Source organism: Deltaproteobacteria bacterium (assembly GCA_019308905.1).
Classification (GTDB): Bacteria; Desulfobacterota; BSN033; order WVXP01; family WVXP01; genus JAFDHF01.
On the sequence record JAFDHF010000068.1, the window covers coordinates 1 to 12,413 of the forward strand.

Annotated in this window: 10 protein-coding genes; all 10 read right to left on the minus strand. The window is 58.3% G+C overall.

The genetic code is table 11. The features are described from left to right. Positions 1 to 396: hypothetical protein (locus JRJ26_17300; GenBank protein MBW2059247.1), on the minus strand; the 396-nt coding region annotated here is incomplete at its 3' end. A gap of 209 nt (positions 397 to 605) precedes the next feature. After that, a complete protein-coding gene (locus tag JRJ26_17305) occupies positions 606 to 2,201 on the minus strand; it encodes a tetratricopeptide repeat protein (GenBank protein ID MBW2059248.1) in 1,596 nt (531 codons plus the stop codon). Beyond that, positions 2,198 to 3,787 (minus strand): O-antigen ligase family protein, encoded by a 1,590-nt coding sequence (locus tag JRJ26_17310; protein ID MBW2059249.1) that lies wholly within the window; start codon positions 3,785 to 3,787, stop codon positions 2,198 to 2,200. The genes JRJ26_17305 and JRJ26_17310 overlap by 4 nt, the downstream gene beginning before the upstream one ends. A gap of 254 nt (positions 3,788 to 4,041) precedes the next feature. Next, entirely contained in the window at positions 4,042 to 4,782 is a 741-nt protein-coding gene (locus tag JRJ26_17315; GenBank protein ID MBW2059250.1) for a TIGR04283 family arsenosugar biosynthesis glycosyltransferase, read from the minus strand. Next, entirely contained in the window at positions 4,746 to 5,387 is a 642-nt protein-coding gene (locus JRJ26_17320; GenBank protein MBW2059251.1) for a TIGR04282 family arsenosugar biosynthesis glycosyltransferase, read from the minus strand. The genes JRJ26_17315 and JRJ26_17320 overlap by 37 nt, the downstream gene beginning before the upstream one ends. A gap of 92 nt (positions 5,388 to 5,479) precedes the next feature. After that, a complete protein-coding gene (gene pgl / locus JRJ26_17325; GenBank protein ID MBW2059252.1) occupies positions 5,480 to 6,190 on the minus strand; it encodes a 6-phosphogluconolactonase in 711 nt (236 codons plus the stop codon). A 132-nt stretch (positions 6,191 to 6,322) separates the two neighbouring features. Beyond that, positions 6,323 to 7,309 (minus strand): arsenosugar biosynthesis radical SAM protein ArsS, encoded by a 987-nt coding sequence (gene arsS / locus JRJ26_17330; protein MBW2059253.1) that lies wholly within the window; start codon positions 7,307 to 7,309, stop codon positions 6,323 to 6,325. A gap of 39 nt (positions 7,310 to 7,348) precedes the next feature. Then, positions 7,349 to 7,681, minus strand: coding sequence for a carboxymuconolactone decarboxylase family protein (locus tag JRJ26_17335; protein MBW2059254.1), 333 nt, complete (start codon positions 7,679 to 7,681; stop codon positions 7,349 to 7,351). Between the two features lie 167 nt (positions 7,682 to 7,848). After that, positions 7,849 to 9,423, minus strand: coding sequence for a glucose-6-phosphate dehydrogenase (gene zwf / locus JRJ26_17340; protein MBW2059255.1), 1,575 nt, complete (start codon positions 9,421 to 9,423; stop codon positions 7,849 to 7,851). 16 nt (positions 9,424 to 9,439) lie between these two features. Then, positions 9,440 to 12,259, minus strand: a complete 2,820-nt coding sequence (locus JRJ26_17345; GenBank protein MBW2059256.1) for a bifunctional transaldolase/phosoglucose isomerase — start codon at positions 12,257 to 12,259, stop codon at positions 9,440 to 9,442. Between the last annotated feature and the right edge of the window lie 154 nt (positions 12,260 to 12,413).

Genomic DNA, 12,413 nt, shown 5'->3' on the forward strand with positions numbered 1-12,413 from the left:
GGGCCCGATCCGAATCCTCACAGGATCTGCCGGTTTCAGCTCATAGGGCTTCCTGGCCACGCCACGCTCGTCGATCCTCCTTCGGATCTCGTCGATCACCTCTTCCCCAACGGCGGTCGGCCCGTCCCGGTTTCCCAGCACCCTCCTAACCCCCCTTGCCCACCGTACAGTCGAGTAGTGAGTCGTCACGTCGAAGCGGGCAAAGAAATACCCGGGAAAGAGCGGCTCCAGTACCTTCCCGGCCGCCACGGTACAGGGCCTATAGGATTCGATCAGAGGGTTCAGAGTCTCGATGCCGGCTCTTCCCAGGTGAAAAATCGCCCTTCTTTCGTTCTTCGGTTTGGTCTGGACCACATACCAACGGCATGTGCGAGAGCAGTCCGTCATGGTCTCCATGAAAGCTCTACAGGGTCTTCCGAGTTCACGACGATGAGTGTGGAAATCTCAAGAAACATGCCAAAAGACCGGAATAAGGCATAATGGCGTTCTTCTCTCAAAGTTACCATAACCCATTAACATCACAGAGTTTCTCTGTAAGACATAGGGCGTTGACGGCCGGCTTCTTGGATCGTTGTGTCAGAAAACCGTCAGGCTTAAACTTTTTTTCATGCCCTTGGAAAGGATGTGACCGGCTTCTGCCGGGGCTTGCCTCCAAGGGATTCCTCTTTCCGGGAGCGCCTCGACTGCCGTTCACCAGGAGGATCCCCTGGGCCCCCAGTATCCGTAACGGAGGATGTGCTATGAGTGGAGGTCGGACAAACGTCGCTGGCGCTTCTTGGCCTCGATTCGATACGCTTGACGGCATTGAGAATCGATCTATCCTCGGGATTTAGCCGAAGGGCCCGCCTGTAGTAGCGAAGCGCCCCGGTCCAGGCCTCCAGTTTTTCATAGCTCCTGGCTATCCCCTTCAGGGCTGCCATGGAACCGGGATGCTCTTCCAGGACCCTCTCCCATTCCTCGATGGCCCTGAAGTAACGTTTCTCCCGAAAATATAGTCGTGCCAATCGGTCTCGATAAGCCGCGACCATAGGTTTCAGTGAAATGGCCCGGTAAAGGGAGACCTCGGCTTTTCTGAAACACCCCTGCCTTATCCAGTAGTCCGCCACGGCAACGTGTGCCTGCACATAACCAGGGCTCCTCTCCAGGGTCTGTTCGTAAATCTTCAGGGCCTCCTCCGTGTCTCCCGCCTCCTCGATCCTCCTGGCAAGAAGCAGCCCGTAAGAGGGCGAATCGGGGTGGAGGTCCACGAGTCTTCTGAGCTCTGCTATTGCCTCTCCTCTTCGATTGAGAGCCCAGAAGGCATCTGCGCGACAGAGATAGGGCCGTGGCTCCTCAGGGTCGAGAGCCTGCTCCTTCTTCCACAGATGCAGAGCCTCCGGGTAACGTCCCTGCTCGAACAGGGCGGACCCGTAGGCATGATAGACCTTCGAATTGGTTGGATCCTGTGTGACGGCCTTTCGGAACTCTTCCTCTGCCTCGTGCCGCATTCCCCTGTGGCTGAGAAATTCGGCCAAGCCTAGGTGATACGGTGCTTCATCAGGGATGAACCCCTTCAGGTCGGTGTATTGCTGGGTCACGGCAAAGCAACGGTCCAGTATCTGGTTCAATCGTCCGGGAGGCACGGTCTTGAGGTAAGCACGAAGATGGTACTGGAGCTTCTTGCGGGCCGAAACCAGATCACTGTCCGAATAACCCTTTCTGTCGAGTTTCAGGGCGAGGGCGTAACGTCTGAGATAGTAAAGGGCTATCGACCTCCGGAATCCCGTGTGGGTGGGGTTGAGGGAGACGGCACGTGAGAAGGCGGCCTCCGCCTTTACTCTCAGGGAGGGCTGATAGGGAGAGAGAGCCACGTACACCCATCCCAAGTGGAAGTGATAGAGGCTTGCTGTAGGCTCGAGGGAGACGGCCTTTTGCAGGTACTTCTCCGCTCTGTCGAGGAGACGCTGCCGCTCGGCCAGTGTGATACCCTGACCTGTGGCGAGCTCTTGAAGCTCGCGGCCGGCAAAGAACCAGTAGAAACTATGGAAGGGCTGAACCTTGAGGGGAAGGCTCATAGCCTCGAGCCTTTGGCCCGGGTCCTTACCCTTTTCCACTGCTTCCTGAAACAAGAGGGCTCCTGCAAGCTGCACGAGGGTGCAGACTATCAGAAACCCGGCAAAGGCGACAAGTGAATAGAATCCTAGAGGGGTCCGCCTCATCACCGACTCGCCTCATGGGTCTTGCCTCTCCAACCCTTGCCTCCGGCTGCCAGGGCAAGACCGAGTACCATGGAAAACATCATGCCGTTGGCCGGAATGTGGAGATTGAATTCTCCAAACCCATGAATCCCCATGGCTACCATGGCTGCCGTAAGACCGGCAACGAGGGCCGAACAAGCGGGGGCTTCGTACTCCTCCTCATGTTCCCGACCTCTCCACAAGACTCTCCCATATGCAACGAGAAACCAGATCAGGAGGCCGATTCCCAAGAATCCTGTCTCAACCAGGATCTGGAGAAAATCACTCTCCGGGTAGATTACGGTAACCTGGGCCGGTATCGACTTATACCTGGGATATATATGGGAGAAAGTTCCCAAGCCCGTACCGAAGATGGGAAAATCCCTCAACATTCTCCACCCGTCTCTCCAGACCTGGAGCCTGAAATGGACGTTTGGTTCCTGGAAAAGGTGGGCAAAACTCCTCACGGTGGCTTCAAAGGGCACGAATCCCAGCCAAAAAACAAAGACTGCGGCAAAGAGCCCTGTCAGCAACCCCAGGCCGAGCCTCCACTCCCAGCTTCGCCTGGCTGAAATGGCCGTTGCCAGAAAGAGGGTAGAGCCGGCAAATGCAACGATCCCACCACGGGAAAGGGTGAGAAAAAGCGCCGAGACCATAACCACCAAGGCAAAGAGAAAAAACAGGGCGCCATGGTAGGACTCTTTGCCGAGCCACCCGGCATATCTGGAGCGTGGAATGGCCTGGTCTCTCTCTCCGCCCCCCAAGGAATTCAGAAACATCACCAGGGCAATGGGAAGGACCATTGCCGTATAGCCCGCAAAGTGATTCGGGTTAATGAAAGGGCCGAAGAAGGAGAGATCTTCCCTGCACAGTGGTTCCCAAATGCCGTAAATCTTCTCGACTCCCAAAAATCTCTGGACCATACCCAATATGGACAGCCCCATTCCCGTTCCAACTATGAGTCTCAGAAGATAGGAGAGCCTCGAAACCCCATCGACCCAGTCCGCGACCACCAGGAAAACAACCGCATAGGCGAGGACTTTCAGGAGTTCGGTCCTCGTGGCATGTCCATAGATAGAAAGGCTCCGCCAGCCATGAAAGACCCTCGCGGTACCGAAAAGGCCTGACTCCCCTTGCCCCTCACTTTCTCTCGGATCTCGATCCCCTTTGCAGCCCGGAGATCTCTTTTCTCTTCCCGCGCCGGGATTCAAAATTCCCCAAGATGAGCTGGCAATGCCCCCTCCCCTTCCATATCCATCCAGAGTCTCTCCATACAGGGCAAACGTCCCGGGCGAGAGTGTCTTGAGAATCACCGGCGGAAGGGGCACCATTTGGAAGAGGATCAGGCCGACGAAAAGGGCAAAGGGAAGCGAGAAGGGCCGCCGTTCCCCGTGAAGCTCTGGATCATGGAGCCTCGACCTGGTTCCGAGGAGCCAGACCATCAGGAGAGAAAACGATCCCAGCTCAACGAGACTGTAAGCCCAGGGGTAGACTCCTCCAAAGGCAAGGGGAGGAAAAACCGTGAGAAAAGCGAGGCAGTATCCAATGACTTTAGAAGAGCGCCTGTCCAAGGGGTCTTCCTCTCCGGGCAAATCCAATTCCGGAGACGGCAAGATGCATACCAGGAGCTCCCCTTCTCTTTGGCGCTTCGCAGAAGTACGGAGGAACTTGCAAATCCTTTGAAGACGCCGGTCCAACCAGGAGAGGAAACGGGATCTTTCCGCTGATCGGCCGACCGGGGGACGTCAAAAAACCGTCGCTGACCCTCCCCGCTCGCCCTCTAAACCTCTCCTTAGGCCCCGTCTTCACCCGGCAATCTCTGAGTTCATATCAAAAAAAGACTTGACCCCTCCGGGGGACGGAACCAACGCGTGAGGCGGGACGGGGATACACCCAGGTAGTAGAGGAGGACAATAGCGTAGTTGATCAGGGTGGCACGGACAACCCCGAGCCTTTCCCAGCGCCGGGCCGAGGTGGCCACAGCGACCGGCACCGTCACGACCCGGCCGCGGCGATGAAGCCTCCGAACCAGCTCGAAATCCTCCATGATCGGTATGTCCGGAAAGCCCCCCATCTGGCCGAAAAGATCCCTCTTGAGAAAGATAGCCTGGTCCCCGTAGGGGAATTGCAGGAACCTGGACCGCAGGTTCGCCGTCTTTTCCAGGAACGATAGACCGGTAAGATCCCCCATGATGTGCAGCCGGAAGGCACCGGCCGCCACGCCGGCCCGGGCCAGCGTTTCACGGGCATAGCGGTCGAAGCCGGGAGGGAGACGGGTATCAGCGTGGAGGAACAGTAGGACCTCTCCCCTCGCCACGCGGGCTCCGCCATTCATCTGGGCGCCTCGGCCTCTGGCCGAGGAGATCACCCTTGCTCCCCTGGAACGCGCCGCCTCCCGGGTACCGTCGCTGCTCCCCCCGTCGACCACGATCACCTCGACATCCACGGCTCCACCGACACTCTCAATCGTTTCGCCGATGTTCTCCACCTCGTTCAGGGCCGGAATGATTACAGAGAGAGAAGGACGTCTCAAGGCTTTCCCTCCCTCTGGGATGCCTGTCTCCATACTATGAGGTCCTCGGGCCGGTCCATGTCACCCAGGGCCTCGAGGAGTCGAACCGAAGCACCGAGACCCTCGGCGACCTGCCTGGTTCTCTCCAGTACCTTTTCCGTTCCCCACGGCATATCCAGGAACAGATCGGCCCGCGCCTGTCGCAACCCGATCAGGTAGTAGCCCCCGTCGCGGGCCGGGCCGAGGACCACGTCTGTTTTCTTGAGGGAATCGAAAGCCTCTCCGAGATGGTTCTCGGTCAGGTCGGGACAGTCGGTCCCCACCAGGACCACCCGGTCGGCCCCGTCCAGAAAGGCGTCCCGAAAAGCCACGGCCATACGCCTGCCTAGATCGCCTCCGCCCTGCGACTGGTACGAAAAACCCGGCCCCAGCCAGGTTCGCACCAGGTGTTCCGCACCCCCGTCATACCGAATCTCTATGTGGAGGGGACGGATTCTTCTCAGTTCCCTCGCCCTGGCCATGGTGTGCTCCGTCATCCTCCGCTGGAGCTCGGCAGCTCCTCTCGGACCGAGGGACGGGATCAAACGGGTCTTGGTCTTCCCCGGCTCAGGGTACCGGGTGAAGACTATGAGCCTGTCGGGGATAGCATCTCTCTCCATGGGTGAATCCTTTCAAATGCGATTGTTCTCTCTGCTCGGCCCTCTCCCCGGAGAGGGCCGAAAAAACCTTCAAAGGCACCGGCAATCCCTTCTCAGGGCCATGCCTGGCCGTCCACGAACCATACCAATCTGCCTTCAGGCCGAACTCTCGCAGCCGGGCTAGGCGGATGTCCTGTCTCCCGGCCCTCCACGACCGATCGGACCACCTCTTGCTTCGCCTTGCCCGAGACGAGAAAAACCACACCACCGGCCCTGTTGATGACCGGCAGACTGAGGCTGACCCTGGGCACGGGAGGCTCCCCGATGGGGTTCCCAACCGGCACCACCCATCGATGCTTCTCCTCCAGAGCCGGGTCTCCAGGGAAGAGGGAGGCTGTGTGGCCGTCCTTTCCCAGTCCGAGGAGAATGAGGTCGAAGCAGGGAAATCCACGGCCTCCGGCCGGAGCGGTCTTGACGCCGGGAGAAGCGAAGAATCTACGGAGGGTCTGCTCGTAAGCCTCGGCTGCTCTTTCCGGAGACTCCTCTCCGAGTATTCTGTGTACGTTCTCTCTTGGGATCGGCACTCTCGATATCATCGCTCTAAGAGCCATCCCGTAGTTGCTGTAGGGGTGATCCGGAGGGACACACCGCTCATCCCCCCAGAAGATGTGGACCCGAGGCCATGGCATCCTTCCGGCGTAGGCTGATCCCGCCAGACACTCATAGACCGGTTTGGGGGTGCCGCCCCCGGCGAGAGCAAAACTGACAGCCCCCCTCTCGCGCGCAGACTCCGTGGCCACCGTACAGATATACTCAGCAGCCATGAGGCCGAGGGTCTCCGGGTCTGGACAATGGTGTATCTCCGGTTCTCCTCGCATCCATCTTGTTCCTTCGTGACACACGGTGAAACGACCTGTCCTCCTCGAGACCCGAACTCAGGCCACAATAGAACCCCCTCAGGTAAAACCCGTCCCAGCCGTACACGCATAGCAGTGATCTGAGACGGCAATGGGAGTTCCGGGCCCAGGAGGTCCCGTCATTTCAGACACGTGGATCTTCACCCCATCCATGGGAAGCCTCTCGGCCAAATTGAAATCACAGTCATACAGATATCCATCCCATGAGACTGAGACGAGGCTGCGGCACATGAGCCCCTCGAAAGCACAGGGATTGAACTGCGCAGCGAGTCTTTCCATGTACGTTCTGAAATTTCCCGAACATTTGAGCCAGGCCCGAAACCTGCCCAGGGGAACATTGGAAAATGTATAGAGGTGGTTGAAGGCAATGCCCCATCTTCTCTCCAGTTCCCGGCGGAATCTCTTCTCGGCCTCGGCCTGAGAAGGGGGGAGAAAGGCACCGGTCGGGTTACTCACCAAATCGATTTCCAATCCAGAGCCCTCCTGCCCATACCCAAGGGCGTTGAGCCTTCTCAGCGCCGTGATGGACTCTCCGAAAGTCCCCTCTCCCCGCTGTGACTCTGTCTGGGAGAGATCAAGAGAAGGGAAGGAGGCAACAATCACGACCCTCTCTGCCCTGCAGAACTCCATCAGGAAATCCCTTTTCCCGTCGTTCAAGGCGGTAAGGTTCGAGCGGAGCATGACCCTGGAACCTGCTGGCGAGAGCTTCTCGATCAGCGTGGCGAGATGGGGATTCAGTTCTGGAGCACCTCCGGTGATGTCCACGGTTTCAAAACCGCCGCGCCGGGCGTAAGCCGCCACCTCTTCCACGGTCTCTCCCTTCATCATCTCCCTGCGCCCAGGTCCCGCATCCAGATGGCAATGCCGGCACGCCTGATTGCACAGCAGGCCCACGTTCACCTGCAATGTGGTGGTCTGCTTCCGCGTGAGCTGGAGACCCTTTTCGTAGAGAAACCGAGAAAAAGGCACAACCCCTGAGGCCACATCTACTGAACCTTCGGCCGGATTTTCCGGTGACCGAGCCATGCCCGTGTGTCTTGCCATTTGCGTCTTCCCCTGTCTTCTCTAAAACGACAACCTCCCGGCAATCTTGCGCATCTGAAGACCGTGGATAAGAGAGGCCCCTCCTCGAATGGCGGTGGCCACATGAACCGCTTCTGTCATCTCGTTCACATTGGAACCCTTTTCCAGGCAGGCCTGGGTGTAGGCATCGATGCAGTAAGGACACTGAACCGCGTGGGCCACCGCAAGAGCGATCAACGACTTCTCCCGTTCTGTAAGGGCTCCCTCGGCAAATACGGCGTTGTAGTATTCGAAAAATTTCTTGCCGAGGAGAGGGGCATCGTTTCCGATTTCTTCGAACCTTGGAAGATCATGTGGATCATAATAGATTTCCATGATTTACCCCTTTGTCTCGTGGCTTACTTCAATTGTTTCATCGTTTGATACATCCTTTCCAATCCAGAGCGACACAATCCTGGACACGAGAAAGAAACCGGGATAGAGCCCTCTCCTGCCCTCCTCCTGTGCAACAACATCATGCCGAACAATCAATGCCCGCACCTCTAGGACGAGAAGAACCGCCTCAGCTCATCCGGGGTGAGAGGGCCCCAACCGCCGGCCTCGTAGAACCGGAGGTGCCTTTCCCGGTCCCCGGGCTTCTCACACGCCTGGAGCACAGGGGTGAGGAAAGACCATGAGAGTTCAACACCGTCCTCCCTCCAGAAGAGCATGTGATCCCCCTGTATGCAGTCCTGGAGACATATCTCATACGCATCAAAACGAGGCCCCCCGTAGTTCTGATGGTAGTCAAACTCCATGGTCACGGTCCGCAGGCAGAAGGTTGCCCCCGGATTCTTGGTCTGGAAGCTGCAGGTTATCCTTTCCTCAGGCTGGATGCCGAGTACCACCCTGTTGGCCGTGATGTGTTCTCCCAGCACAGGCCGGAACATGGAATGGGGAACCACCTTGAACTGGATCACGATCTGCGTGAGTTTCTCGGCAAGCCTTTTTCCGGACATGAGGTAGAACGGTATGCCCTGCCACCGCCAATTGTCCACCATTACCCTCATCAGGGCATAGGTAGGGGTCAAGGAGTCCGAGGCCACGCCCGGCTCTTCCCTGTACGCGGGCACCTTCCTGTCGCCGATCCTTCCAGGCCCGTATTGTCCAAGTATAAGATTCCCTTCGATATGGTCAAGGGGCAGGGGCCGGAGAGACCGGAAGACCTCTACCTTCCCGTCTCGCACCCGGTCGGCCTCAAAAAGAGAGGGGGGTTCCATGGCCGTCAGAGCCAGGAGTTGCAACATATGGTTTTGAAACATGTCTCTAAGTACGCCCGCCTCTTCGTAGTAGCCGGCCCGATGTTCAACGCCGAGGGTTTCGGCCGCGGTTATCTCCACATGGTCTATATAGGACCTGTTCCACAGAGGCTCGAAAATCGCATTGGCAAAGCGGAAGACCAGAACATTCTGGACCGTCTCCTTGGCCAGATAGTGATCTATACGGTAGATCTGATCCTCCCTGAAGCTCTTGTGAATGCTCTGATTCAGACCCACGGCGGTCTCCAGATCCATTCCAAATGGCTTTTCGACCACGATCCTCGACCATCCCTTCCCGTCCTCCCCCTCCGTGGAGAGGCCGACCCGGCCCAGCATCGCGGCTACGATCTCATACAGGGACGGAGGGAGGGCTAGGTAGAAAAGCCTGTTCCACCTGGTTCCCTCCTCCTGGTCCACTTCCCGTAGGAGAACAGTCAGCTCCCTGTATGAGGAGATGGAATCGTACCTGACAGGATGATAGTAGAACATCCTTGCAAAATCGTTCCACTTAGACATCTCCGTCCCGGTTTCCCTGACAGCCTCCTCCATTCTCTTCCGAAAGTCCTCGCGGCTCCACTCGGTCCGGGCGCAGCCCACCATTGCAAAGGGAGTAGGCAGGCCCTGGTTCAGGTAAAGGCGGTAGAGGGAGGGAATCAGTTTTCTGGCCGTCAGATCCCCGGAAGCCCCGAAAACTACAAGAGTGCACGGCTCGATAGGCTTGCCTACCACACAGGCGTGGGCCGGAATCCGGAGGTCAGGAGCGGAACTCCCCGCTGTTGCCTCGAGTTGGCCCTTCGCCTCGCTATGATCCTGATCCATCGGTTTCCCCTTTCTCCTACCCACGGAGAGACCTCCTCCAATGGGGGAGTGACCCCTCCAACCGCTCCAGCCCGGCTCGCAGATCACCCGTGATGTGAAACCGGATCAGGCGCCTGCCCCTTTCGGCAAGAACCTGATAATCCCCCATGGCCTGGGCTGCGATGAGTCTGCCGAAGGTGTAAGGCTCACCTGGAATGGAGAGGTCCCTCTCAGGTCTATGGGTGATCTGGATAAAAAGGCCCCTGTTGCTGCCCCCCTTGTGGAGCTGGCCCGTGGAGTGAAGGAACCTGGGACCATATCCCAGGGTGGTCGCCCTTCTCGACCTGTCGCGAAGGGCCAGGCGGATGCGATCGAGGACCTCCCCGGTCCCAGCGGTCCTTGGCGTGTAGGCCATCACGGCGAGATAGTCACCCGGTACTGCCTGGTCGAGGAAATCGGCAAACCGTTCTTCTATGCTGTTCCCCGATCTTCCGCCGTATACTTCGATTTCTCCGTCGACAAGAAGGGGCTTATCCCCCGGGAGATTTCCTGTCTTCTGGAAGGCGGCCATCAGTTCCCGCGCCTTGACCTTGGCAGCCTCAACGTCCGGCTGATCAAAAGGGTTGATCCCAAGAAGCGCGCCGACCGCCGCGGTCGCCATCTCCCAACGGAAAAACTCTCCTCCGAGATCCTCCTTCTCGTGGAGTGAGATCCTAGCAACAGGGTGCCCGGCAGCCTCAAGAGCGCTGACTCCCCGATCCAGACTCTGGTTTTCATCCCCCTCCAGTCGAATGTAGACAAAGAACCGGTCGTCGCCGTAGTGATCCGGAAGGGCAAGGGTCTCTCCCACCACGGGTAGGATCCCTTTCCCCCTTTTGCCCGTACTCTCGGCTATGAGTTGCTCGACCCAGACCGGAAAAGGGCTGATTCCAGGGGAGGCTAAGAAGGTCATCTTGTCTCGCCCCGCAAGAGCCAGCTCCCCCATGGCCGCACCCAGGACCAGAGCGGGATTGTCGGCCACGGGAACACAGGGTCGTGTCCCCTCCACCATGGTAATGGCCCGGTCGAGGAGTTTTTCCAGGTCCAAGCCTATAAGAGCGGCCGGAAGGAGTCCAAAATAGGTCAGAGCCGAGTAGCGACCTCCTACTTCCGGGGGAGACAAGAAGACGCGGCGGAACTCCTTCTCCCTTGCCAGAGACTCGAGCCTCGAACCAGGGTCTGTGATGGCCAAGAAGTTTTCCCCCGGCCTTTCTTTGAGGTTACCCAGGGCATCGTGAAAGTATTTGAAAAAGGAGATGGTTTCGAGAGTCGTCCCCGATTTGCTGGAGACGATAAAGAGGGTTCTGGCCAGGTCCACACTGCGGGCGACATCCTCCACCGAAGCGGGATGAGTACTATCCAGGACGGTAAGAGGAGGATAACCCGGCTCGTTGCCGAAGGTCTCCATGAATACCTCAGGGGCCAGGCTGCTCCCACCCATGCCTAGGAGCACCACATGGGTGAATCCCTCTTCCCTGATCTTTCCGGCAAAGTCCGTAAGCTCACCGATGCCCTCGTACATGGAGTCGGCCGCGGTGAGCCAGCCTAGGCGATTGGTCAGATCAGAGGTTCTCGCCGCCTCATCAGGGTCAGGGACCCAGACGGTCCCGTCTCTCTGCCAGATCCTGCGAGACACCCGTGCATCGGCCCACTCCCTCTGCCGCGCCTCTATGATATCCGAGTACGGACCCAGAGCAAAGACGTGCGCTTTTACACCCCCTCCAAGGATACGGTCACGCTTCTCTGTGAGAGTCTCCATCAACGAATCAAAGGACCTGGCAAAAGACTCCACCCCCTCGTCTTTCAAACGGCGGGTGACGGCATCCAGGTCGATGCCGAGTTCTCTGAGCGACCGGAGCTGTCTTGTTGCCTCGGCAGGATTCTCAGAGAGGCTCGGGCGCGGGCGGCCGTGGTCGCGGAAACCATCGAGGGTGGCCGGCGGTACCGTGGTGACCGTATCAGGACCGATCAACTCCTCAATGTACATCACGTCCCGGTATTGGGGGTTCTTGACACCCGTGCTGGCCCAGAGAAGGCGCTGAACCCTCCCACCCTGTTGCCTCAGGAGATCAAAGCGCCTGCTTTCGGAGAGCTCCTTGAAGCGGAGGAAGGTCACTTTCGCATTGGCAATGGCGATCCTTCCCCGGAGGGGTGAGTCTTCGGAAAGCACCCTGTCCACAGCCGTATCGACACGACTCACAAAGAATGAAGCCACCGAGGCCACTCCGGCAAGATTCCCTCCGGAACGGGCCAGCTCTTCGAGTCCGGCAAGGTAGGCCTCCGAGACATCAAGGTAATCCTGGAGGGAGAACATGAGGGTGACGTTGACGTTGATCCCTTTCCCGATCAGCCTTGTGACGGCCGGAATACCTTCGGCGGTGGCAGGCACCTTGATCATCACGTTTGGCCTGCCCACGGCAGCGAAGAGTCTCTGTGCCTCGGCCACGGTGCCCTCCGTGTCATGGGCGAGCCTGGGGGCGACCTCCACCGACACGTACCCGTCCTTCCCCAGGGTCCTCTCATAGACGGGAAGGAGGGCTTCTGCGACAGCCCGGATGTCCTCAACTACCAGCCCCTCGTAAAGGCTCTCCGCGGCGGCTTGGGGATCGTTCCGCACCAGTGCTGCCAGAGGGACGTCGTAGTCCGTGCTGCCCGCAATGGCCTTCTGGAAGATAGTCGGGTTGGAGGTGACACCGGTGATCTCCCCTCCATCGATCATCTCCTGCAATTCCCCTGAGGTCAGCAACCCCCGCCGTACGTTGTCGTACCAGACGCTCTGGCCGAACCTCTGAAGCTCAACAACGGGATTCTCTTTCATCTCGATTCCTCCCAACCGAAAAAGACGGATCACCGTCACCCTTCACCCTCTGCCACTTCCAATTCCTATCCTAATATCTGTTCAACCGCCAGTCATACTCCTGGTAGACGATCTTGAGATCCTCTCCCTTTTCTTCCAGGAATCTCCTGTCCTC

Bases quoted from the DNA above. Each gene is read 5' to 3' on its own strand.
- JRJ26_17315 (MBW2059250.1), bottom strand. From the start codon at position 4,782: ATGGAGACAGGCATCCCAGAGGGAGGGAAAGCCTTGAGACGTCCTTCT.
- JRJ26_17320 (MBW2059251.1), bottom strand. From the start codon at position 5,387: ATGGAGAGAGATGCTATCCCCGACAGGCTCATAGTCTTCACCCGGTAC.
- pgl (MBW2059252.1), bottom strand. From the start codon at position 6,190: ATGGCTGCTGAGTATATCTGTACGGTGGCCACGGAGTCTGCGCGCGAG.
- arsS (MBW2059253.1), bottom strand. From the start codon at position 7,309: ATGGCTCGGTCACCGGAAAATCCGGCCGAAGGTTCAGTAGATGTGGCC.
- JRJ26_17335 (MBW2059254.1), bottom strand. From the start codon at position 7,681: ATGGAAATCTATTATGATCCACATGATCTTCCAAGGTTCGAAGAAATC.
- zwf (MBW2059255.1), bottom strand. From the start codon at position 9,423: ATGGATCAGGATCATAGCGAGGCGAAGGGCCAACTCGAGGCAACAGCG.
- JRJ26_17345 (MBW2059256.1), bottom strand. From the start codon at position 12,259: ATGAAAGAGAATCCCGTTGTTGAGCTTCAGAGGTTCGGCCAGAGCGTC.